Origin of the sequence: Methyloprofundus sedimenti, assembly GCF_002072955.1 — a bacterium.
Taxonomy (GTDB): domain Bacteria; phylum Pseudomonadota; class Gammaproteobacteria; order Methylococcales; family Methylomonadaceae; genus Methyloprofundus; species Methyloprofundus sedimenti.
Genome location: NZ_LPUF01000001.1, coordinates 1204120 through 1228794, shown reverse-complemented (window position 1 = coordinate 1228794; position 24675 = coordinate 1204120). Strand labels below are relative to the sequence as shown.

The 24675-nt window shown below is 40.0% G+C and carries 20 protein-coding genes and 3 tRNA genes; 11 read left to right on the top strand and 12 right to left on the bottom strand.

From position 1 onward, the window contains the following. Positions 1 to 67: 67 nt before the first annotated feature. Together AU255_RS05440 and AU255_RS05435 are read left to right on the top strand one after the other, a co-directional pair. Positions 68 to 1642, top strand: coding sequence for an inorganic phosphate transporter (locus tag AU255_RS05440; protein ID WP_080521928.1), 1575 nt, complete (start codon positions 68 to 70; stop codon positions 1640 to 1642). A gap of 362 nt (positions 1643 to 2004) precedes the next feature. Continuing rightward, positions 2005 to 4224, top strand: coding sequence for a primosomal protein N' (locus tag AU255_RS05435; protein ID WP_080521927.1), 2220 nt, complete (start codon positions 2005 to 2007; stop codon positions 4222 to 4224). Positions 4225 to 4461: 237 nt separating this feature from the next. Here the strand turns inward: AU255_RS05435 and AU255_RS05430 are convergent, their stop codons facing one another. From AU255_RS05430 to AU255_RS05420, 3 genes are all read right to left on the bottom strand, one after another. After that, complete coding sequence (locus AU255_RS05430) at positions 4462 to 4839, bottom strand: cupin domain-containing protein (RefSeq protein WP_080521926.1); 378 nt, start codon at positions 4837 to 4839, stop codon at positions 4462 to 4464. Positions 4840 to 5057: 218 nt separating this feature from the next. Continuing rightward, positions 5058 to 6419: an MFS transporter gene (locus tag AU255_RS05425; protein ID WP_080521925.1), complete on the bottom strand. Its 1362-nt coding sequence runs from the start codon at positions 6417 to 6419 to the stop codon at positions 5058 to 5060. A gap of 112 nt (positions 6420 to 6531) precedes the next feature. After that, positions 6532 to 7128 carry an NUDIX domain-containing protein gene (locus AU255_RS05420; protein WP_080521924.1) on the bottom strand — a complete coding sequence of 199 codons (597 nt, stop codon included), beginning with the start codon at positions 7126 to 7128 and terminating at the stop codon, positions 6532 to 6534. An 88-nt stretch (positions 7129 to 7216) separates the two neighbouring features. On the opposite strand from AU255_RS05420, the gene htpX reads away from it, so the two are divergent. After that, positions 7217 to 8092 carry a protease HtpX gene (gene htpX / locus AU255_RS05415; protein WP_080521923.1) on the top strand — a complete coding sequence of 292 codons (876 nt, stop codon included), beginning with the start codon at positions 7217 to 7219 and terminating at the stop codon, positions 8090 to 8092. Between the two features lie 102 nt (positions 8093 to 8194). Here the strand turns inward: htpX and AU255_RS05410 are convergent, their stop codons facing one another. The 9 genes from AU255_RS05410 to AU255_RS05370 all read right to left on the bottom strand — a co-directional run bounded on the left by AU255_RS05410 (position 8195) and on the right by AU255_RS05370 (position 17012). Then, positions 8195 to 10051 carry a SurA N-terminal domain-containing protein gene (locus AU255_RS05410; protein WP_080521922.1) on the bottom strand — a complete coding sequence of 619 codons (1857 nt, stop codon included), beginning with the start codon at positions 10049 to 10051 and terminating at the stop codon, positions 8195 to 8197. Positions 10052 to 10320: 269 nt separating this feature from the next. Then, positions 10321 to 10397 (bottom strand) — tRNA-Asp (locus AU255_RS05405). A gap of 8 nt (positions 10398 to 10405) precedes the next feature. Then, positions 10406 to 10481 (bottom strand) — tRNA-Val (locus tag AU255_RS05400). A 68-nt stretch (positions 10482 to 10549) separates the two neighbouring features. Continuing rightward, complete coding sequence (locus tag AU255_RS05395; RefSeq protein ID WP_080521921.1) at positions 10550 to 10825, bottom strand: HU family DNA-binding protein; 276 nt, start codon at positions 10823 to 10825, stop codon at positions 10550 to 10552. A gap of 158 nt (positions 10826 to 10983) precedes the next feature. Further along, entirely contained in the window at positions 10984 to 13404 is a 2421-nt protein-coding gene (gene lon / locus AU255_RS05390) for an endopeptidase La (protein WP_080521920.1), read from the bottom strand. A gap of 137 nt (positions 13405 to 13541) precedes the next feature. Next, positions 13542 to 14816 (bottom strand): ATP-dependent Clp protease ATP-binding subunit ClpX, encoded by a 1275-nt coding sequence (gene clpX, locus AU255_RS05385; protein WP_080521919.1) that lies wholly within the window; start codon positions 14814 to 14816, stop codon positions 13542 to 13544. Between the two features lie 40 nt (positions 14817 to 14856). After that, positions 14857 to 15498, bottom strand: a complete 642-nt coding sequence (clpP, locus tag AU255_RS05380) for an ATP-dependent Clp endopeptidase proteolytic subunit ClpP (RefSeq protein WP_080521918.1) — start codon at positions 15496 to 15498, stop codon at positions 14857 to 14859. A 10-nt stretch (positions 15499 to 15508) separates the two neighbouring features. Next, positions 15509 to 16813 (bottom strand): trigger factor, encoded by a 1305-nt coding sequence (tig, locus tag AU255_RS05375; protein ID WP_080521917.1) that lies wholly within the window; start codon positions 16811 to 16813, stop codon positions 15509 to 15511. 115 nt (positions 16814 to 16928) lie between these two features. Further along, positions 16929 to 17012 (bottom strand) — tRNA-Leu (locus tag AU255_RS05370). A 305-nt stretch (positions 17013 to 17317) separates the two neighbouring features. On the opposite strand from AU255_RS05370, the gene rph reads away from it, so the two are divergent. From rph to minD, 8 genes are all read left to right on the top strand, one after another. Further along, positions 17318 to 18040, top strand: coding sequence for a ribonuclease PH (gene rph, locus AU255_RS05365; RefSeq protein ID WP_080521916.1), 723 nt, complete (start codon positions 17318 to 17320; stop codon positions 18038 to 18040). 460 nt (positions 18041 to 18500) lie between these two features. Continuing rightward, positions 18501 to 19094 (top strand): RdgB/HAM1 family non-canonical purine NTP pyrophosphatase, encoded by a 594-nt coding sequence (gene rdgB, locus AU255_RS05360; RefSeq protein WP_080521915.1) that lies wholly within the window; start codon positions 18501 to 18503, stop codon positions 19092 to 19094. A gap of 68 nt (positions 19095 to 19162) precedes the next feature. Then, positions 19163 to 20773: a potassium channel protein gene (locus tag AU255_RS05355; protein WP_080521914.1), complete on the top strand. Its 1611-nt coding sequence runs from the start codon at positions 19163 to 19165 to the stop codon at positions 20771 to 20773. Continuing rightward, positions 20770 to 21471, top strand: coding sequence for a potassium channel family protein (locus AU255_RS05350; RefSeq protein WP_080521913.1), 702 nt, complete (start codon positions 20770 to 20772; stop codon positions 21469 to 21471). Before AU255_RS05355 ends, AU255_RS05350 begins: the two co-directional genes overlap by 4 nt. Further along, a complete protein-coding gene (locus AU255_RS05345) occupies positions 21468 to 21962 on the top strand; it encodes a disulfide bond formation protein B (protein WP_080521912.1) in 495 nt (164 codons plus the stop codon). The genes AU255_RS05350 and AU255_RS05345 overlap by 4 nt, the downstream gene beginning before the upstream one ends. Before the next feature lies 1 nt (position 21963). Beyond that, complete coding sequence (locus tag AU255_RS05340; RefSeq protein ID WP_080521911.1) at positions 21964 to 22764, top strand: class I SAM-dependent methyltransferase; 801 nt, start codon at positions 21964 to 21966, stop codon at positions 22762 to 22764. A gap of 342 nt (positions 22765 to 23106) precedes the next feature. Continuing rightward, positions 23107 to 23853 carry a septum site-determining protein MinC gene (minC, locus tag AU255_RS05335; protein ID WP_080521910.1) on the top strand — a complete coding sequence of 249 codons (747 nt, stop codon included), beginning with the start codon at positions 23107 to 23109 and terminating at the stop codon, positions 23851 to 23853. 11 nt (positions 23854 to 23864) lie between these two features. Further along, positions 23865 to 24674: a septum site-determining protein MinD gene (gene minD, locus AU255_RS05330; RefSeq protein WP_080521909.1), complete on the top strand. Its 810-nt coding sequence runs from the start codon at positions 23865 to 23867 to the stop codon at positions 24672 to 24674. The last annotated feature ends 1 nt before the right edge of the window (position 24675 follow it).

The following is a 24675-nucleotide window of genomic DNA, read 5'->3' as shown; positions in this document are numbered from 1 at the left end:
TGAATTATCACTATCTGCGTTAAAATTTGCGCCGATAATAATAAAAATCAATCCTTATGAGGGCCGCATGGAATTAAAGAATCTAAATCAAATTGAAGATAAAGGCGCAGAAATGCGCGTCGAGTTACTTAGAATTGGTGTTGCTGTTCTTTTTTTGATTGGAATTATGCTGTTTCTTGGTATAACAAAAGCAAATCTACCGAATCAAACTTTTCTGATTGTCTCCGCAGTTATTGGCGGTTATATGGCACTGAATATTGGTGCGAATGATGTCGCTAATAATGTTGGGCCTGCCGTTGGCTCTCAGGCCTTAAGTTTAACTGGAGCCATTTTGATTGCAACGATTTTTGAATCATCAGGCGCTCTGATTGCAGGAGGGGAAGTTGTTAGTACCATTAAAAAAGGCATTATTGACCCCTCCCTTATTAATGATACCGATACGTTTGTCTGGCTTATGCTAGCCGCGCTACTTGCTGCTGCTATCTGGCTCAATATTGCTACCTATTTAGGAGCACCGGTATCAACTACACATTCCATTGTCGGTGGTGTATTGGGAGCAGGTATTGCTGCCGGTGGGTGGAGTATTGCTAACTGGGCTGTATTTGGCAAAATTGCTGCAAGTTGGGTTATCTCACCAGTATTAGGCGGTGTGATTGCTGCCATTTTCTTATATTTTATAAAGCACAGCATGACCTATAAGGAGGACATGCTCGCAGCAGCAAAAAAAATCGTACCATTATTAATTTCTATAATGGCCTGGTCATTTTCTACCTACTTAATTCTAAAAGGTCTAAAACACATCTGGAAAGTTGACTTTCTGACGGCTGCATACTTGGGCTTTGGCTTTGCGGTCATCATTTACTTTATCGTTCGTCCTTTAATCAGCAGAGCTGCCAGATCCTTAGAAAATTCAAAAGTGGGGGTTAATTCCTTATTTACCATTCCTCTGATTTTCGCCGCTGCCTTACTCAGCTTTGCCCATGGCGCAAATGATGTTGCCAATGCAGTAGGCCCTTTGGCTGCGATTAATGACGCATTAAGTAGCGGCGGCATTGCAAAAAAAGCCGTCATTCCCATCTGGGTTATGATGATTGGCGCCTTAGGATTATCAATAGGCTTAGCCTTATACGGCGCAAAATTAATTAAAACTGTCGGCACAGAAATTACTGAACTGGATAAAATGCGTGCATTCTGTATTTCTCTGGCGGCAGCTATTACCGTGATTATCGCTAGCCAGCTTGGTTTACCCGTCAGCTCAACACATATCGCGGTAGGTGCTATTTTTGGGGTAGGATTTTTACGTGAATATTTAAAGCACACTGATGCCAAACGCCTCGCAGAAATCAGAATTCACCACGAAAATCTGGACCCTGCAAAAACTGAAGCCTTTTTAAATAATTTTAAAAAGGCCAATATCGCCACAAAATCAAAAATGCTGGCTGAATTAAAAGAACAAGCCAGGCATAGTGAAACGGATTTTACTAAACGTGAAAGAAAATCGCTGAAAAAAGTCTACAAAGAAGAATTGGTAAAACGCTCACATATTTATAAAATTGCTGCTGCGTGGGTTATTACCGTGCCTTTATCTGCGCTTTTAGCCGCCATGTTGTATTTTACAATTCGCGGTATGCTGATTCCTTAATAGTCCCGCCCTCATTCAGAAACAAATGGGCCCGCCTTCTGAAGCACACTGTCAACTAATTTATAATAAATATTTTCCTTTACACACAATTGTTTTTTATATCGATACTATGCATTGCAAATCTGTTCTGCTACACCAACAATAGCTATTGACATGCGTATAGCATTGTTTAATAAAAGATTAATCTAACTGTCATAAATTTGTACGATTTAACAAACAAACAACAAAACTAAGGCTTGCACTCACTTTTCCAAACCTTATCCACAAAGTTATCCACAGCTTTTGTGGGTAACTTAATTTTTCTTTTCAGCATAACGACTTAGCGTTTTTAAATAGAATTATCATCAAATAAAAGGTCGTCTGTGAATAGCTCAAAAAAAATAATTTTAAGTGTGGCCATCCCGATTCCTCTGAATCATTTATTTGATTACCTTCCGCCGGATAACTGTAATTTACAACAGTTAAAGGCTGGTCTTCGCGTTAAAGTGCCTTTTGGCAAGCAAACCAAAATAGCCGTATTAATTAAAATCAAAACGGGCGATGAATGTGATATTAGTAAACTAAAACAAGCGGAAGCTATTTTAGATGCCGAACCATTACTCTCATCGAAGGATATTCAATTATTAAATTGGGCGAAATATTATTATCACCACCCTATTGGTGATGTTTTTATCAGTGCATTTCCGACTGCTTTACGCAAAGGAAAATCCACTGAACCAAAATCCAGCACATACTTCCAATTAACTGCGACAGGCAAAGCAGCTGATGACTCATTACTCCATAACGCTCCTAAACAGCTTGCTCTGTTAAAATTTCTTAAATCACAAAAAAATACGCTAAGCAATGTGGAAATCGCGACACATTTCAAACTCTGGCGCGCACCCTTAAAAGCACTGATTAACAAAGATTACGTCCGCACCTGCAATGCCCCTGGCATTAGCGATCAAAATAGCCTTATTACCCAGCAAACATCGCTCACTGCCAATGCACAACAATTAACGGCCATTCAAAGCATCACCAGTCAATTAGACCAGTTTGCCGTGTATTTGCTGGAAGGGGTAACCGGTAGTGGTAAGACCGAAGTGTATTTACAAATTATTGAAAAGGTATTAGCGCGCAATCAGCAAGTGCTCGTACTGCTCCCTGAAATCACCCTAACACCGCAACTAGAAGCGCGCTTTAAACAACGCTTTGCTGTCCCCATCGAAACCTATCATTCACAGCATAGCGAAAGCCAACGTCAATCTGCCTGGCTCGCCATGCAAAAAGGCAATAGTCCAATCATGCTGGGTACGCGTTCAGCTCTATTTACCCCCATGCCCAAAGCAGGGCTGATTATCCTGGATGAAGAACATGATGCCTCTTTTAAACAGCAGGAGGGTTTTCGCTTTTCTGCCAGAGATGTCGCGATTGTGCGTGCAAAAATGCTTAATATTCCGATTATATTAGGCTCTGCAACGCCTTCTCTGGAAAGCCTCTATAATGTTGATAAAAAGCGTTATCAGTTATTACGCTTACCACACCGCGCAGGAAATGCAACACCACCCCGCCTGGCATTACTGGATATCAGAAATCAGAGTTTACAGGAAGGTCTTTCTCCACAGCTGATCAGAGATATACAAAGAACCCTCGCTAAAAAAGAACAGGTTTTATTGTTTTTAAACCGTCGCGGCTTTGCACCTACACTAATCTGTCATAGTTGTGGCTGGGTCGCTCAATGCTCACGTTGCGATGCTAATTTAGTAGTGCACTACCAGCAGCAAAAGCTACGCTGCCATCATTGTGCCTGCGAACAAGCACTACCCAGACAATGTATTGCCTGTAAATCAGAAGAGCTAAAACCGCTGGGGTTAGGTACTGAGCGTGTAGAAAGCGCATTACACTATTTATTTCCCGAGCATAAAAGTGTACGCCTGGATAGAGATAGCACACAAAGAAAAGGTGCACTAGATCAACATTTGGCAGCCATTAATCAGGGGCAAGTCGATATTATCCTAGGTACACAAATGCTGGCTAAAGGTCACCATTTTCCCAATGTAACGTTAGTGGTTTTATTAGATGTCGACAGCGGCTTATTTAGCATTGACTTTCATGCACCTGAAAGACTGGCGCAATTAATCATACAGGTTGCCGGACGTGCAGGGAGAGCAGAAAAAAAAGGCCGCGTGATTATGCAAACCAGGCAGCCTGAACATCCTTTGTTAAACACCTTAATTCTTCATGGGTATCAGGCCTTCGCAAAGGCCGCATTAGCTGAACGCAAAAGTGCCGAGCTCCCCCCATACAGCTACCAGGCTTTATTACGCTCAACATCACACGAAAAAGACAGTGCTTTTGAGTTTCTGCTGGCAGTAGCCGAATTAATTAACAGCCATACATCAAACGGAACATTAGTACTAGGCCCTGTTGCCGCACCCATGGCGAAACGAGCAGGTCAATTTCGCTACCAGTTATTATTGCAACACAAAAAACGTAAACAGCTGCATCTGCTGTTAAATTGGTTAATGCCTGAAATCCTGAAACTCAAACAGGCGCGAAAAATTCGCTGGTCCTTAGATATCGACCCAATTGACTTGTACTAAAAATACCCCAAGATACCCACAGCACTTCAATAGAGAGTATTAGTTGCAGATTAGGGCTGGTTTATTGCAGTATTAAACTCTACTAGCCCCTTAATCTTAATTCGCAATTCAGGGTTTAAATATTCCTCTGGAGTTTTCAAGTTTTTTTAAACATAACACCCCGGTTTAAGCAGTATTTTGTAGACCGTAGCGGAACAAAATGTCAGAGTTGAACCGAATATTAGGCGGTCGGCCTTGCTAAGTCGAGTTGTCCTCAATTTCTTCGTAATCATCATTCGAAAAACGAGGTGTGCAAATAGCCAGAAAGACCAAATCCTCTGAACCAATATTGGTAATGCGCTGACGACACTCCGCAGGAATGAGCACAATGTCACCAGTATTGACCACCTGCGGTGGTAGCTCCCCAACCTCAACAAGCCCTCTGCCAATAAGGATATAGTAGCGCTCGACAGTTTCTTTAAGCCTATGCCAGCGAGTTGTTACTCCGGGCTCCACTCTCGCCCGGGCAATTGAAACATCTGGATCGTCAGGTGTGTTGGATAATTCGGTAATGTAACACTTTTCGGAAGTATAAAATTCATTGCCAGGATTTTGCTGTTTAATGGCTTCTTTCATCTGATTCTCCTGTTTATCTAACGCCCTCAATAACAGGCTGGCCGGCGTAGTATTGTTTGAGTTGTGTTAACGTAACAAAGTGACCAAAAAGGTGTCAGAAAAGCAAGGAGCCTAAAAAATGATTTATACTTTTTTATTGTAATAAAGCGGATAAGGCATAATAAGTCCGCAGGGTGAATTGTAATGCCTGGCTTAACACAGCTATTAGCTATGGCAAGTTAGGCTTCGCTCCATTGTCCTAACAAATACTGCAACCTATCTTTATCTAAGACCGCATTATCTACTTTCAAATAAACAACTTGTTCGCTACTCTGCAAACTTGCATCTGCCACCCCCTCAACATCGGCAATATCGGCTAAAAATGCATCTAATTTATCTGCTGCAATATTTTTTGTGGAAATTAATAAATTAGCCAAATACTCAGGAGCATTCATAAACAGCGCGACTATTAACCAGCTTGCTGCAGCACAGGCGCAAAATAAAAACACATAACTCGCGCCAAACTCGCCATAAACCCAACCGCCCGAAGTCCCCCCTATAAAAGCTCCCATAAATTGAGAGCTGGAATATGCACCCATCGCCGTACCTTTTAGATTACCCGGCGCAGTTTTGGAAATTAAGGAAGGCAGCGTAGCTTCCAATAAATTAAACCCGCAAAAAAACAGCCATAAGCCTGCAATTAATAAGTTCAGATTCGCGTTAAAAAAGAACAGCACAATATCAGCAAGCATTACTGATGCCACAGCTCCGACAAAAACTATCTTCATCTTGCGCTTTTTTTCGGCAATAATCACAAAGGGAATAATGGTCGCCATCGAGGTCACTAACACAGGTAAATACACCATCCAGTGATTTTTTGGTATCAGTCCCGCATCACGTAATAACAAGGGAACAATCATAAAGCTGGCAGTCAAGATTAAATGCAGGATAAAAATCCCATAATCAAGACGCAGTAAATTCTTGTCTTTCAATACTGTAGTAAATTGCGCAGGAACAAGTTCTGCATCGCTATGCATCCTGCTCTGTTTAGGGTTAGGAACAATAAACAGCACAACAAAAATTGCTAAAAATGCCAACACTGCAGTTAACCAGAATATACCCTGAATACCTGAAAATCCAGCGATTATCGGCCCTATAGTTACAGCCACACCAAATGATATGCCAATACTGGCACCAATCATCGCCATTGCTTTAGTACGATGCACCTCATGTGTTAAATCAGCAGCCAAGGCCATAATAGCTGCCGCAATTGCGCCACTACCCTGTAGTGCACGACCGATTAAGACACCATAAATCGTCGTGGACAACGCAGCGACGACACTCCCCGATGCAAATAAAATCAACCCTATAATAATAATCTTTTTGCGTCCAAAACGGTCGGACATCAAGCCAAATGGAATTTGTAAAAAAGCCTGGGATAAACCATAAATACTAATAGCTAAACCTATCAACAAAGGTGTTGCACCTTCTAAAGATTCAGCAAATAAAGATAAAACTGGCAAAATCATAAACAAGCCCAGCATACGCAACGCATAAATACCGGATAATGCTAAAGTGGCGCATCGTTCCATTGACGACATAGGGCTCGTTATATCCTGAACGTGTTTCAAGGCTGTAAACTCCTGTAGGGAAAATCTATAGTAGCCGCGACTTCATTCGCAGTTGGTTGCTAAACCGATTATTTTACCAGCTTTAATTATGTAATTTATGTTTATTCAATGCCAGCCATTGAATGGCAATGATCGGTATCGCTGATTCAATTCGGCCATCTTCTATCATCACATATGCTTCGGATGAACTTACAGTAGATACCAGAATATCCTCATCTTCATGGTCCAGTCCATGAATACCACCAATATCAGCCGCATTAATACGTCCATAATATAAAGTGATTCGTTCCGAGGTTCCTCCCGGCGAAGTATAAAATTCATTGATCAAATGCATTTCTTTAACTACACAGCCGGCCTCTTCTTCCGATTCTCGATAAGCGACCTCTTCTGCAGTTTCTCCCTCTTCTATTGCTCCTGCTACAATTTCCAGTAACCAGGCTTGCTCATGCTTATCAGGTTGACCAACAGGGCCCATACGAAATTGCTCAATAATAACCAGTTTATCAGTATCTGGGTCATACAGTAGTACAGCAACACACGAACCTCGCTGGAACAACTCTCGTGTTAATACCTCACTATGGCCTCCTGCAAATAAGCTATGTTGCACTTGATAACGATTTAAACTAAAAAAACCCTGATACATTGTTTCTTTTTGAAGCACTTTAAATTCTTTTTTCATAGACCTATGTTTTTATGATTGCAATTTGATATTAATAACACCAATATAATGAATGTACATTATTTATTTCTTTGGGAGCATAACAATTATGATGCGAATTTTTCTTTTTTTAGCGACTAACATTGCCATCATGGTAGTGATTAGCATTGTTTTTAGTCTTTTAGGTTTAAGTAGCACACTCGATGCTAACGGCGTAGATCTAAATTTAAACGCTTTATTAATCATGTCTGGAATCATAGGCATGTCAGGCTCGTTTATTTCTTTAGCCATGTCAAAATGGTCAGCTAAACGAGGTATGGGCGTGCATGTTATAGAACAGGCGCAAAATAAAACAGAACAATGGCTGATTGATGTGGTTGCTCGTCAAGCCAGAATCTCCGGTATAGCAATGCCTGAAGTAGGCATATTTCAGACAGCTGATGCCAATGCATTTGCGACAGGTATGACCAAAAACAGTTCATTGGTCGCAGTAAGCACAGGTTTATTACAATCCATGTCGCCTGATGAAGTAGAGGCTGTTATCGGCCATGAAATTTCGCATGTTGCTAATGGAGATATGGTCACAATGGCATTAATGCAGGGCGTGTTGAATACCTTTGTCTATTTTTTCGCCAGCGTTATTGGCCATGTGGTCGACCGAGTCGTTTTTAAAACTGAACAAGGCCGAGGCATGGGCTATTTCGTCGTACAAATAATCGCTCAAATTGCCTTGTCATTTTTGGCTTCTATACTGGTTATGTGGTTTTCACGCCACCGTGAATTCAAAGCCGATGCAGGTGGCGCAAAACTAGCCGGTAAAGATAAAATGATCGGTGCTTTACGTGCATTACAACGTGCACATGAGCCAGAGGAATTACCGGGACAATTTGCTGCATTTGCTATTAATGGCGGTCGTGTGCAAAAGCTATTTATGAGCCATCCCCCTTTGGAAGAGCGTATTGCTGCATTGCAAAACCAGCGTTAATAATGGATACCCTATCTTTCTTAGTTGAATGATGTTTAAAATATGTTCAGACATAAAAAAGGGGCTTATCGCCCCTTTTTTAATATCCAGCTTAAAGCCCAATTATTCTCTAATTATAACTTTAGTTGATGCGCGTATTCCGTCAACAACGGCTGCATAATCAGACTGACCTAATGCTCTGGCAATATTTGCCGCCGCAAGTTTAGCCTTTTCTGCATCTGCCGCTGTTTTAACGCCATCTGTAACAGACAATAAGTTAACCACGATTTGATCTCCTTCCGGAGTTCCCACCACAATAACTGTAGACTGACCTGCTAGCGGCTTAGCGGCTCTAAATATTGCCTGGTTAAGCTGTCCGGATATTTCTTTACTGTCGCGCGTCAAACCAGCTATTTTTTCAACACTTAAATTAAGTGCTTTCGCTGCCTCATCAATACTACCACCTGAAAGCAACTGTTGTTGAATACTTTCTGCTTGTTGCTTAGCTTGTTGCTTAGCCTTCTCAGCTTGAATCGCAGCAACAATAATGTCTTTAACTTCATTTAATGGTTTAGTTTCAGCAGGCTGATGCTCTTTTAAACGCAAAACCAGCAATCGATCTTCACCCAGTTCTACAGGTTCACTGTTGTTTCCTTGAAGAACCGCTTCAGAAAAAGCAATATTTCTGATCGCCTGTTCACTGGCAATACCTTCACCTATATCACGTGAAAAAAGCTCAGTATGTTTAATTTCCAGTCCTAACCCATCAGCCACTACCTGTAAATTATCAGAATTTTCAAAACTTGTTTCAGTCAGTACCTCACCTAATTCATAAAACGCGTTTTCTGCCTCTGTTCTTTTTACTGCTTCCGTCACGTCAGCTTTAACCTCCGCCAAAGTTTTGGTTTCTGCAGGGACTAACTCAGTAACGGTAATCAGATGATAGCCAAATTCTGATTTGACTGGTTCGGATACTTCGCCTAACTTTAACTCAGTCGCTGCTTTTTCAAAATCTGGTTCCATAACGCCGATTTCAAATAAACCCAGATCACCACCCTTCGTTGCTGTGACCGTATCATCCGATAACTCTGCCGCTAAATCAGCAAAAGACTCTTTTGCCAAACGCAATTTTGCAGCCTGCGCTTTCGCCAGTGCCTGCTCTTCAGTTGTGTCATTGCTTTTAGCAAACAATATATGACTTATCTTGCGCCGTTCTTTAGCTGAATACAGTGTTTTATTGTCCGCATAATAAGCCTGTATTTGCTTTTCAGTTGGATTAATTTCATCCATTAACTTAGTTAACGATAACTCTATATACTCCACAGATGCCTGTTCAGCTGTCTGAAAAGCATTGGTCTGTTGTAGATAATAAGCTTTAATTTCTTCAGCCGTAGGTACTGTCGTAACTGGTTTTAATTTGACAGCAAGATATTCAATATCCCTGGTTTGATTCTGAATCTTGAAAAAACGCTCTATACCCTGTTCAGAAACAAAACTGGTATCAATAATTGCCTTTTGGTATTGCTCCATCAGCAAAGCCTTACGTATACGACTTACAAACTGTGCCGATGACATTCCCTGTGCAACTAGCATAGATTCATATTGTTTTTTATCAAACTTACCGTCACGCTGAAAATATTGTAAGGAGGCAATAAATTTGCGTACTGTCTCATTAGTAACAGTCAGGTTTTCTTCCGTCACATGCTGTAATAAAAGCTCATCACGAATTAATTTTTCGATAGCCTGTGTTTTTAATATTTCTTCAGGTATTTGTACATCAGCATATTGCTGTTTAAATTGCGCATAAGCTTGATTTACATCGCGTTGAACAAACTCCTTGTCCCCTACTATAACAACCGCACTTTCTTTCGCTCCATCAGTATAATTTTGCAAACCCCATAACGCAAAAGGCACACAAATCAATATTAGGATTATCCAAGCAAAAGTACCCTGTGTTTTTTCTCTTATTTTTGTCAGCATCAAATTAGCCTTACTCGATTGATTAACTTCAGAGAGATGGTTGTATAACCATAACCCTTAGGATCATATAATTCTCACGACCACCGCGCGAATTATATTATTGTATTCTGTATAAACAGAATCATGATGTCAAACTTCAAATACCTGTCCTCTAATTTCTTAACTTTATTTACAACTATTTAAAAATACCAATTAAGAGTAAATAATACTTTCGATCAAAATTTTAAACAAAAAAAAACCCCGAGCCAAAAGGACGGGGTTTTTTAAAATGGCGGAGCGGACGGGATTCGAACCCGCGACCTCCGGCGTGACAGGCCAGCATTCTAACCAGCTGAACTACCGCTCCTAAGTCTGTGGTGGGTGCTGAGGGGTTCGAACCCCCGACCCTCGCCTTGTAAGGGCGATGCTCTCCCAGCTGAGCTAAGCACCCGACTAAAGAGATTCTATTTTAATATCTTTTGGAAGTATTGCAAGCTAAATTTTAAATTTTTTTTAATTTTAAACGTTAACACTGTCTTTTAAGCCTTTACCTGCTTTGAATGAAGGAATTTTCGCTGCTTTAATGGTTATTTCCGCTCCTGTTTGAGGATTGCGGCCTTTGCGCTCAGCTCTATCTTTTACAGCAAATGTGCCAAAGCCCACTAATGCAACAGAATCACCTTCTTTTAGTGCTCCAGTAACAGATGACATAAAGGCATCAAGTGCACGACCAGCATCTGCTTTTGTTAATTCCGAAGCACTCGCCATTGCATCGATAAGTTCTGATTTATTCATTAATTATTCTCCTTAGGAAATATACACAGCACACGATTATGCCGAACTGCCAAAAATATTAAAAACTATGAAAGCGGGTGTATTTATATCAACTCTGTCTTAGTTATGTCAAGTGATACAGCCCCGCACCAACAAATTAATTAACTCTAACTTGCAAATTAATGCGCTCTAATCGATTCTTCATCTAATTTCAGAACATTTTTATCAACTGTTTTCGTTAGACTTTTTAACGGTTTTGGTTGATACTGCAAAGCTATTTCTAACACCTGATCAATCCAGCGTACCGGCTTAATAATCAGGTTTTTCTTTACGTTATCAGGAATTTCCGTCAGATCTTTTTCATTCTCTTCAGGAATAATTACCGTCTTAATGCCTCCACGATGTGCGGCCAGTAACTTCTCTTTAAGACCGCCTATAGGCAGAACTTCTCCGCGTAAAGTAATTTCCCCAGTCATGGCGACTTCTGCTTTCACCGGAACACCCGTTAATGCGGATATAATTGCCGTACACATACCTATGCCAGCACTAGGTCCATCTTTGGGTGTTGCACCTTCAGGAACATGGATATGTAAGTCCTGATTTTGAAAAGCCTCAACATTTATACCTAAAGATTCCGCTCGTGCACGTACTACTGTAACAGCGGCTTCTATCGACTCTTTCATGACATCTCCTAGCTTTCCGGTCGCTGATTGCTTGCCTTTTCCTGGTATGACTACTGCTTCGATAGTCAGTAATTCACCACCCACTTCTGTCCATGCAAGCCCCGTTACCTGACCAATCTGATCTTGATCTTCTGCAAGACCGTAGCTAAAGCGACGTACCCCCAGATAATCAGTCAAGACATCAGAAGTGATATTTACATGACCACGCTTTTCTTTAAGTAGTAATTGCTTAACAATTTTACGACATATTTTTGAAATCTCACGCTCCAGGCTACGCACACCTGCCTCACGTGTATAATAGCGCACGATATCCTTAATGACTTCCTGTTCGACTTTTACTTCCGATTCAACTAGACCATTATTCTTTAACTGTTTAGGTAGCAGATAACGCATGGCAATATTTATTTTTTCATCTTCAGTATACCCTGCAAGACGAATCACTTCCATTCTATCCAGTAAAGGACCTGGAATATTCATGGTATTCGCTGTCGCGACAAACATAACATCGGATAAATCAAAGTCTACTTCTAAATAATGATCGGCAAATGCTTTATTTTGCTCAGGATCCAAAACCTCCAATAGCGCCGAAGCAGGATCACCGCGAAAATCACCCAACATTTTATCGATTTCATCTAAAAGAAATAAAGGGTTGCGCACTTTGGTCTTGGACAGGTTTTGTAAAATCTTACCTGGCATAGAACCGATATAAGTCCGTCTATGTCCACGAATTTCTGCTTCATCGCGCACACCACCAAGTGCCATTCTGACATATTTTCTATTCGTCGCGCGTGCAATGGATTCACCCAAAGAGGTCTTACCAACGCCAGGAGGCCCAACTAAACATAAGATAGGTCCATTTAGTGACTTAACACGTTGTTGTACTGCCAAATATTCCAGAATGCGCTCTTTGATCTTTTCCAGACCATAGTGATCCACATCCAGTATTTCTTCAGCCAGTTTTAAATCATGACGTACCTTGGTTTTCTTTTTCCAGGGTACATTCAACATCCAATCTATATAGTTACGCACTACCGATGCTTCAGCCGACATAGGCGACATCATTTTAAGCTTATTTAGCTCTACTCCCGCTTTCTCCTTTGCTTCTTTTGACATGCCAGCCGCAGCAATTTTTTGTTCAAGCTCTTCGGTTTCGCTGACTGCGTCTTCCATTTCACCCAGTTCTTTTTGAATGGCTTTCATTTGCTCATTCAAGTAATATTCCCTTTGATTTTTTTCCATTTGCTGTTTTACCCGAACACGGATATTTTTTTCCAGAGCTAATAAATCAGCCTCACTTTCCATCAACAACATAAGTTTTTCAAGGCGCTGTACAATATCTGCCATTTCCAGCAATTCTTGCTTTTCAGATACCTTCAAACTCATATGCGCAGCCATAGTATCGGCAAGTCGCCCTGTCTCTTCTATACCTGACAAGGCATTTAGTACTTCAGGCGGAATTTTGCTGTTTAATTTTACATATTTTGAAAATGAATCTACCGCTGCTCGCACTAAAACATCTAACTCTTTGTCAGCCAGCGTTATAACATCGTTAATTTCGCTTATTTCTGCAAAAATACAGCCATCCTGTTCATGATACTTGACCACCTGACTGCGCTGCTCGCCTTCTACTAAAACCTTTACCGTACCATCTGGAAGTTTTAATAATTGCAATATATTTGCTAATGTCCCAACCGTATGCAGTTCATCAAAGCCTGGATCATCAAGTTCTGCTTCTTTTTGCGACACAAGCAAAATTTGCTTGTCTTCTTGCATCGCCTTATCCAGCGCTTCTATCGATTTTTCCCGCCCGACAAATAAAGGAATAACCATATGCGGATAAACCACTACATCTCTCAGCGGCAATACTGGCGTTAAATTATCGTCACCGATCACATCTATTATTTCATTCGTTTGCATATAGGAGCCTTTGGTTCAGTTCATTGTAATGTTTATACTATAAGGATGATTAACCATATAACAAGCGAAAAAACAAAAAAAAACAGGAGTTTAGTTATAAACTCCTGTTTTAATAAGTCAATAACCTAGCTGTTCAGCTAGTCTAATGATGCGGATTTTTTTTTGCTCTCATAAACAAAATAAGGGTCATTTTCACCTTCTATCACTAATTTGTCTATCACTACTTTAGACACATTTTCTGCAGACGGAATTTCATACATCGCATTCAGCAATACACTTTCAACTATTGTTCTTAAACCTCTTGCACCAGTTTTACGTTGCATGGATTTTTGAGCTATTGCGGCTAATGAATCGTCACGAAACTCCAGCTCTGTTCCTTCCATTTCAAACAATTTTTTATATTGCTTAGTCAGTGCATTCTTCGGCTCTGTAAGCACCTGAATCAAGGCTTCTTCGCTTAACTCTTCTAGCGTAGCAACTACAGGTAATCGACCAATAAACTCAGGTATCAACCCATAGCGAATTAAATCTTCCGCTTCTACTTCAGCGAAAAGTTCACCAACATTTTTTGCATCATCTATAGTTTTTACTTCCGCAGAAAAACCAATTCCACCTTTCTCTGTGCGTTGTTTTATGATTTTATCCAGACCTGCGAATGCACCACCCACAATAAACAGGATATTGGCAGTATTAACTTGCACAAACTCTTGTTGCGGATTTTTACGTCCGCCTTGCGGTGATACCGATGCGATTGTACCTTCAATTAATTTTAATAAAGCCTGTTGCACGCCTTCGCCTGAAACATCTCGAGTGATCGAAGGGTTTTCAGACTTACGGGAAATTTTATCAATTTCATCAATATAGATAATACCTGATTCAGCCTTTTCAACATCAAAATCACATTTTTGTAGAATTTTCTGAATAATATTCTCTACATCTTCACCGACATAACCCGCCTCAGTAAGTGTTGTTGCATCAGCTATACTAAACGGCACATCCAGAACTTTAGCCAATGTTTCGGCTAACAATGTTTTACCCGAACCTGTTGGGCCAATCAGCAATATATTACTTTTACCCAGTTCAACTTCATCGCCTTTTAATCCATGACTACGCAAGCGCTTATAGTGATTATAAACGGCAACGGATAATATTTTTTTTGCTTGTTCCTGGCCAATCACATACTCATCTAACGCAGCTTTAATTTCCTTGGGCTTTGGTAATTTCTGCTGCCTTTCTTCACCTTCTTCCAGGTCATCATTAGCCAACTCTTCTTTAATGATATCATTACAAAGATCAACACACTCATCACAAACATAGACAGATGGGCCGGCAATAAGTTTTCTTACTTCACTTTGGCTTTTGCCACAAAATGAACAATACAAAATTTTATCGCCATTACTATCTTTACTCATCGTTCATCCTTCATAATTGATTTATACACTTTTACTCTTATCAGGATTCTGTTCTGCCAGATAATACCTTATCAATCAATCCATAATCAACAGCTTCGTCCGCGCTTAAGAAGTTATCTCTATCAGTATCAGCCTGAATTTTCTCCATATCCTGCCCGGTATGATGCGATAGAATTCTGTTTAGCTTTTCACGTATGGTTAAAATTTCGCGAGCATGAATATCAAAATCAGATGCCTGCCCTTGAAACCCACCAAGAGGCTGGTGAATCATGACTCGTGAATGAGGCAGACAATATCTTTTACCCGCAGCACCACCGGTTAACAACAATGAACCCATACTGGCCGCCTGACCAATACACATAGTGCTTACATCAGGTTTGATAAACTGCATAGTGTCATAAATAGCCATCCCAGCCGTAACTGAGCCACCAGGTGAATTAATATACAAATGTATATCTTTATCTGGATTTTCAGACTCTAAAAATAGTAACTGAGCGACAACAAGATTAGCCATATAATCTTCTACCTGACCAACCAGAAAGATAACGCGTTCTTTTAATAGACGCGAATAAATATCATACGAGCGTTCGCCTCGAGCCGTTTGTTCAATAACCATCGGCACCAAGCCTCCGGCAGCCTGGGGCGATATAATATTGCCTGTTCCGTTGTCACTATTAGTCATTTTCAGGTCCTTATTGTTGTATTGCTGGTTCCATTATATCTTTGAATGAAACAGACTCATCAGTGACTTTTATTTTTTCAAGTACCCATGCCACTGTTGCATCTTCTAGCACCATTTGTTCTACTTCAGCCAAACGATTTTTATCACCATAATACCAGTTAATAACTTGCTCTGGCTCTTCATAGCTTTGTGCCATATCATCAATCACAGCGCGAATTTTATCTGCTTCAGCTTTGATTTCATTTTTTTGAATAATTTCGGCTAGAATCAAACCTAATGCTACACGACGTTTTGCCTGATCCTCAAAATCTGCATTTGCTGGTTTGATTTCATTAATGTCTACATTACGTTTTTTTGCATTTTCGTAATACGGCTTCATTAAACTTTCGATTTCCTGATCAACCATAACCTTAGGTAAAGGGACAGATATAGCTTCATATAATGCATCCATGACTAAATTTTTAAGTCTGGTTTTCAGCCCTTGAGCTAGCTCACGTTGCATATTTTTCTGCACATCAGCACGGAACTCTGCTGGATCACCACTTTCTATACCATACGCCTTGATAAATTCCTCATCAACCTCTGGTAAAACCGGGCTTTCAACTTTAAGTACTTCTATCTCAAATTGAGCTGGTTTACCCGCTAATTTTGCATTACCATAATCTTCAGGGAAAGTGACTTCAAATGTCTTTTTAGCACCCCCTGAAAGCCCGGTTAATTCATCTTCAAATCCTGGGACCATGCGTTTTGAACCCAGTTCAACCTGAAAATCATCGACCGTTCCATCAGTAAAGTTTTCACCTTCACAAGTACCTGAAAATGTAATCGTGATTTGATCGCCTGTTTTTGAATCCTGTTCAGATGCCTGCCAGTCTTTCTTTTGCTCTTTTAGCCTGTCAATCATAGTATCGACATCACTATCTTCAACACTCGCGACTGGCTTATTAACTTCGATTGTATCTACAGCTTCTAAATTAAATTCCGGGTAAACTTCAAAAATAGCCGCAAAAGTAAAACCTTCATCACTCTCAACCGGCTCAATATGTGGCATACCCGCTGGACGCAGATCATTATCCTGCAAAGCTTGAAAGTAATTGGTCTGAATTAAATCTCCGGTAATTTCTTCTTTGACTCGTGCGCCATACATCTTTTGCACAACTTTTTGCGGAACTTTTCCTGGACGAAAACCGTCAATCTTAACTTCACGAGCTAAAGACTTTAAGCGCTCATTGACTTTACCCTGAACGATATCTTCAGAAATACTAACGATCATTTTTCTGCTTAATTCCGATGTCTTTTCGACAGAAACTTCCATTGATTTACCTCAAAAAAATTTTATATATGGGTTGGCTATGAATTCCCGTGTTGGGAATTTATCTCGGGAGAGAGTTAACGATGATTATCGTTAATATTTCATTTGTTTATTTAAGTGGTGCGAGCGGAGAGACTCGAACTCTCACATCAAAGATACTGGTACCTAAAACCAGCGCGTCTACCAATTCCGCCACGCTCGCATACTTAATTTGAAGGCGCATTATAAACAGCTAATTCACTAAATACAAATATAAATTTACGCATAAGGACTATAAGCCCTCTAATTTAGGCCGCAGAGAAACAATTATGTCTTTTGAATCAATTCAGTATATCGATAAAAAATACAAAAAAATTTTCTTCGGATAAAATGATAATCAAGCAACGTTGCAACAGGCTATATATTGTCAGTTATCACAACGCAGTAAAAATTTTAGTACACTGCATCCGTACTCAAGCTACACAATCAGGTATACTCTACCTCTTTTTAATTTTATTGAGATAGATAATGAGACCTAGCGGACGTGCCCCTGATCAACTAAGAGAGGTAAAATTTACCTGTGGATACACTAAACATGCTGAAGGTTCGGTTTTAGTTGAATTTGGCGAAACACGCGTACTCTGCACCGCCAGTGTAGAAAACAGAGTCCCACGTTTTTTAAAAGGCAAAGGTGAAGGCTGGGTGACAGCAGAATATGGCATGCTTCCACGATCCACCCACACCCGTATGGGGCGTGAAGCCAGTCAAGGTAAGCAAGGAGGCCGTACACAGGAAATTCAGCGCCTTATTGGCCGCTCTCTACGCGCAGCAATTGATTTGTCTGCTTTAGGTGAGCGCACTATTACAATTGATTGTGATGTTTTACAGGCCGACGGGGGAACTCGCACTGCATCTATCACAGGCGGTTTTGTTGCGTTATCGATTGCAGTACATAAGCTACTAAAGCAAAAAAAAATCACTAAAAACCCCGTACACGGTCAAATCGCTTCGATTTCTGTTGGTATATACAAAGGCATACCTGTGCTGGATTTAGATTATATGGAAGATAGCAATGCCGAAACGGATATGAATATCGTGATGAATGATGCAAGCGCTTTTATTGAAGTGCAAGGGACAGCCGAAGGACATGCCTTCCGTCAAGATGAATTAAATGCCATGTTAGATCTGGCCAAATCAGGCATTGTTAATTTATTAAGCAAACAAACTGAAGCTTTAGAGACTCATCGTTAATACTTTCATTTATTAGAATGTCATTGCATAGCGTATTGATACTACGCTATGCCAATTCTTTAGCGCGATTTATCACCATAACGCACATAATGAATATACTGAAAAGAGATACAGCACAATTCGTAGTGTGTAATCGAAGCCCACACCTCACTTGAATAAAACTTTTCACGTAAACACATTAATTTCTTTGATTTTGCACACTCTTCATAATAAAAAAATAACATAGACTGGCAACATAGCCTATACGAACTAAAGACCTTCTCCTCCAAATAAACCATACCAGGCCTAAGTAAATGCCCTTACCCCCTAAGCAAGTATTGCTAAAAACCTGGAAATCTTCTAAATTTTCTTTGATCAGAGACTAAAGCAAAAATTAACACGCTCCTTATCGCTTAAGATATATAATTGCCTTACAAGCAAGTAAACAGCCTATAGCTTATTGATAAATCCAAATCGTCTTATGTCACAACCCTGTTCAGAGAAAATTGTTTTAGCCAGTGGCAACCGTGGAAAAATAAAAGAAATACAAGCTATTTTGCACAATTTTTCCGTTATCCCTCAACAACAATTCAATATCCAGGAAGCGGAAGAAACTGGCAGCACTTTTATTGAAAATGCCATTATTAAAGCTAAAAACGCAGCATTATATAGCAATCTTCCCGCTATTGCCGATGATTCCGGTCTGGTTGTTGATGCCTTAAAGGGTGCTCCCGGGGTTATTTCAGCTCGATACGCGGGTACTCAAGCGACTGATCAGGAAAACCTGCAAAAATTACTTGATGAAATGCAGGACATTCCTATGGAACTACGTAGTGCGCGTTTTATATGTGTTATTGTGCTGATGCGCCATGCAAACGACCCTTTCCCACTGATTAGTCAGGGTATCTGGGAAGGTACAATCTTGATGCAAGCGCAAGGCGCTAATGGCTTTGGCTATGATCCCGTTTTCTGGCTCGCATCAGAAAACTGTAGTTCAGCGGAATTATCTGCGCAACGAAAAAATCAGTTAAGTCATCGTGGTCAGGCATTACGCCACTTAGCCAGCTTGTTATGAATAATAGTGGCGAATATTCTGACTCAGAATATATTCATAAATTGATGCGGTAGCTCTCACATACGACTATGCATATTCGTTTAATACTCTATATCGCTTATAGCCTTAAAGCATCAAGACGCTATCAACGCAGTAAAGCTTTTTTCTATGATTTATTAGAAAATCCCCACAGTCGGCGTAAATCTTATTTTGATGTTTTCATGATTATCTTAGTCATTAGCAGTGTATCGCTACTGCTTTATGAAGTAGAACATCAAACATCAAAGTGGGCAGTGATATTTGAAAATTTTGTAGTCACTGTTTTTATCTGTGAATACTTATTACGTGGCTGGATTTACTCTGATATTCATGGCTCAATTATCAAACAATATGAGAATACAGAATATCTGGGTACTCCCTTTCATTTACATACAGTCCTCTGGCAAATTATTGCTGAAAAGTTTGCTTACATCTTTTCTCCCAGCGCTATTATAGACCTGCTTGCCATCCTACCTAGCTACAGACCTTTACGTATTTTACGTATTTTCCTGATTTTTCGATTATTTAAACTATTTCGCTATTCACAAAGCATACAAATGTTTACCGGCGTATTAAAAAACAAACGCTTTGAACTGACAATGCTGGCGATTTTTATGGGCTTTTTAATTTTTATAGCAAGTACAGCCATTTACATGTTTGAAAATGAAAAAATGGGCGGCCAAATCAGCAATCTCTATGATGCTTTTTATTGGGCTGTAGTTACAGTCTCCACTGTAGGCTATGGTGATTTGACACCGGTAACTCCCGGAGGTCGCCTTGTCACAACTGCACTTATTATTTCTGGGTTAGGTTTACTGGCCTTTTTCACATCGATCATAGTGGCTGCATTTAGTGAAAAAATGTATGAATTTCAGGAAAACCGAGTCAAAGGCAGGATTGAAAAATTAACTAACACAACCATTGTTTGTGGCTTTGGCCGTGTAGGGCAAGATATCGCCCGCCAATTACACGAGGATAAACAAAGTTTTGTCATCGTAGATAATAACGAGCAACATGTCGCCCTGGCCAAACGCAATGGTTATATTGTATTATTTGACGATGCCAGTAAAAACTCCACAATGGAACAAGCGGGTATCAATCAGGGCGCCAAAGCCATTTTATGTGCCACTGGAGATGATGTCGCCAATGTTTATATCGCCCTGACCAGCCGCTATTTAAACCCCGAAATTACAATTATTGCCCGGGCCAACCACGAAGACAATGTAAAAAAAATGTATCAGGCTGGAGCAAATTATATTGTTCAGTCTTACACTATTGCCGGGCTTTTAGCCGCAGAATATATTGGTCACCCTGTAGCGTTTGAAGCTATAAACGGCATTCTTCATGGCCAGCATGACATACAAATGGAAGTGCTGAATATACAACCCGGCTGTTTTTTGGAAGGCATGTCTATAGAACAAGTTAACTTCGGGCAATACAAAGCGCGCCTGATCGGTGTGGTCAGTGATAATATGGCTCATGCTAAGCGCAGAAACCGATACAAACTACGTAACAGGCACTTTTACTTTAATCCAGACCCTGGATTCACGCTTTGTGAGGGTGATATTGTAGTCTTAATCGGTCGTCACCTGAGCATTGAATATCTGCATGACTTAATTGCAACAAGTTGCTTACATAAGAATCTAGATAAATTATCATGAGTGATAAACTAATTGCTATTTTTGGCTATAACACTATGTCACTGGAATTAATTACTCAACTTAATGAAAATCAACGTACTATGATAATTCTGGATGCAGATCCCGCAAAAATTGACCAGGCATTACAAAAAAAATTGCCCGCGCAACTTATGGATTACCGTCAGGATGAGGACCTGATTGCATTAGGCATAGGCACTCAAGTAGAAACACTTTTTTGTTTTTTAGAAAAAGATTCAGAAAATGTATTTCTGACACTTTCAGCTAGGGCACTAGATAAAAATCTAAAAATAATCTCCGTTGTCAATCAACCTGAATCCGCTGAAAAACTGCTTGCTGCTGGTGCTACTAAAATTATTGACCCTTTTGAAATCTGTAGTAATAAAGCTTATCAATTACTTACCAAACCTAGTATTACCTGGATTTTAGACGAAGTTGTTTTCGGTCGTGCTGATTTACATATGGCTGAGATTGTCATCCCTCAAAATTCATTATTAGATCAATCCTGTGCTAGCGAATTATATTTAAATGAAAAATATAACTTATTTTTAATTGGTGTTGTCGATAAGGAGCTAGGAGACAATTTATACTTTTCTCTGGGGGAGCAAGATCATAAACTCGACGCTGGTGATATTTTAGTGGTATTAGGTGCTAATCGGGATATTCGAAAATTTAAACAAGAAATAGGAGTTATTCAATGATTCAATTTAAAGCCAGAACCTGGTTCTTTCTCGGCTTTCTAAGCTGTTTTACAATGTTAGCCGTAGGCGCATATTTTCAATTTGTTGAGCAGTTGGAACCTTGCCCACTTTGCATATCGCAACGTATTGCCATTTTATTAACAGGGATCACCTTTCTTATGGCCGCCCTGCATAATCCAGCACAAAAAGGCATACAGCGTTATGCCATTCTTGGGGCTATATTTGCCATAGCCGGCTCCGCTATTTCTGCTCGTCATATCTGGTTGCAGAATTTGCCACCTGAAGAAGTGCCTGAATGCAGCCCTGGCCTTAGTTATATTTTTGAAAACTTTCCTTTAAACGAAACTTTAAAATTAATGCTCAGCGGCACAGGCGAATGCGCCGATGTTTTATGGACACTATTTGGACTCAGCATTCCAGGCTGGACATTTATCGCCTTTCTAGGTCTGGCAACTTTAAGCCTTTATCAACTTATCAATAAGGTTCAATAATATGTACTTAAAAATCTTTTTATTATCTATGCTATTATCTAGTTTCAAGTGTGTTGCCGACTCAGATTCACTGCAAAAAGCCATTAACGGCGAACACCGTTCCACTCAACATAAAAACCGGGATATCTATAGACACCCTCTGACTACACTGGAATTTTTTAATGTTGAACCGGATATGACAGTGGTTGAAATCTGGCCAGGCGGAAAAGCATGGTATACAGAAATTCTTGCGCCTTACTTAAAAGATCAAGGTCTTTTATATGTGGCTCAATTTGATGAGAATTCTTCAATTGAATATTTTAGTAAGAGTTTTGTGAAATTTAAGCAAAAATTAGTAGCAAACCCGGATATTTATGGCAGAGTCATCATTACTACCCTGCAACCCCCTAATCAGCTAGAAATTGCACCGCCAGGCTCTGCAGACCGTGTTTTGACATTCCGTAATGTACACAACTGGATGAAGTCAGATCAGGCTCTACAGGTATTTGAAGCCATGTATTTAGCTCTAAAATCTGGCGGCATCCTGGGTATTGTAGAACATCGTAATACTGCACAGACAGAACAAGACCCAAAAGCGCTTTCAGGTTATGTGACGGAGGCCCATGTTATCGAGTTAGCTGAACAGATCGGCTTCAAACTATTGGCTAAATCTGAAATTAATGCCAACCCCAAAGACATGCATAAACATCCCTCAGGTGTTTGGTCATTACCTCCCTCATTAAAAGGTGGAGAGGAAAACAAAGCATACTTTGAAAATATCGGGGAAAGCGATCGAATGACGCTTAAATTTATTAAACCTTAGACATATACACATTATGTTTTAACGCATTTACAACTAATGATTGCCTTACATACAAAGTATTAATAAATATAAGTATATGATTTAAAAAGTATATAAATTTATTTTCGTGTTTTTATACAATCTAACCATCACACATTAACATTAAGCTTTGAAAGTACTGTTCCTCGCTTAACACACAACTTTATCCATAATTTTAGTGAGTAAATATTTTTCCTAGCGATAAGAGAGACTTAAGAAATAAATCATTTTCGCGTGCTAAAATAAATATTTTTTTAGCAAAGTATTTTTTTTAAATTAGCAATGATAGAATTAACCCATTAGCTAGTAAAATTCAATGATCTGATGCCCAGCGACTCACAACCTATACCACTTAATTCTGCCGCTTTTGAGTTCAAAAGCGGCATTGTCAATACTCCTGTGCTAAATTTATTTAGCACCAACATTAACGCCATTACCCATCAATTAAATGAAAAAATTAAACAGGCTCCTGAATTCTTTACTAATTCATCATTATTGATAGACCTGCAAGCGTTACCAGAGCAGGAGCTCAACATAGCTCTATTAGTGGATGCCATTCGTAATGCAGGCATGTTTCCTATCGGTATTCGTGGTGGCACAAAACAACAGCAACAAGCAGCAAACGCTTTAATGCTTCCCGGATTTTCAGCTCACAGTGGCAACACGCATAAGCCACCCATGACAGAAAAGCAAGTAAGTAAACTGGCTCCTGTAGCGGAAGATGCCGAGATAACCGCAACGACTAATATTGAAACAATAGTTATTACCCAGCCTATCCGCTCGGGCCAACGTATCTATGCTAAAGGTGACTTAGTCATTATTGCTCAGGTCAGTGCCGGCGCAGAAATTATGGCTGAAGGTAATATACACGTTTATGGTACGCTCCGAGGTCGTGCTTTAGCAGGCATACCAGATAATGGTAATGCACGTATTTTTTGCTCAGACTTACAGTCAGAATTAGTCTCGATTGCGGGAAACTATCGAGTTAGTGAAGATATCATTGAATCTGAGCGCAATACACCCGTACAAATTTATTTAAGCAAGCAAGCAATTATTATCCAAAATATTTAGGAGACACACCATTGGCTAGAATTATCGTAGTAACTTCTGGAAAAGGCGGGGTAGGAAAAACCACAACTAGCGCCGCAATAGCTATGGGGTTTGCAAAAAAAGGACATAAAACTGTTGTTATTGATTTTGATGTAGGCTTGCGTAATCTGGACCTTATCCTAGGGTGTGAGCGCCGGGTAGTTTACGATTTTGTTAATGTTATTAACGATGAGGCGACATTAAATCAGGCACTGATAAAAGATAAACGCTGTAAAAACTTATTTATCCTCCCTGCCTCTCAAACGCGTGACAAAGATGCTTTAACCCAAGAAGGTGTAGGTAAGGTACTTGATGAACTGGCAAAAACATTTAAGTATATTGTCTGCGACTCTCCGGCGGGTATTGAGCGCGGCGCTAATTTAGCAATGTATTTTGCTGATGATGCCTTTGTAATCACTAACCCTGAAGTCTCTTCAGTACGAGACTCTGATCGAATGCTAGGTATTTTAGCAAGTAAATCAAGGCGAGCTGAAAATGGCGATGAACCAATAAAAGAATACCTGATTCTCTCCCGCTATGACCCTAAACGGGTTAAATTAGGCGAAATGCTAAGTGTAGAAGACGTGCAGGACATTTTATCTCTTCACCTGCTTGGGGTTATTCCAGAATCAACATCCGTACTCAATGCATCAAACTCGGGGACACCGGTTATACTTGACGAAGAAAGCAGCGCAGGCCAGGCTTATAAAGATATAGTTGCTCGTTACCTGGGAGAAGATATACCACATAGATTTATCGATGAAGAAAAGAAAGGCCTGTTTGGCCGCATTTTTAGGAGCTAGT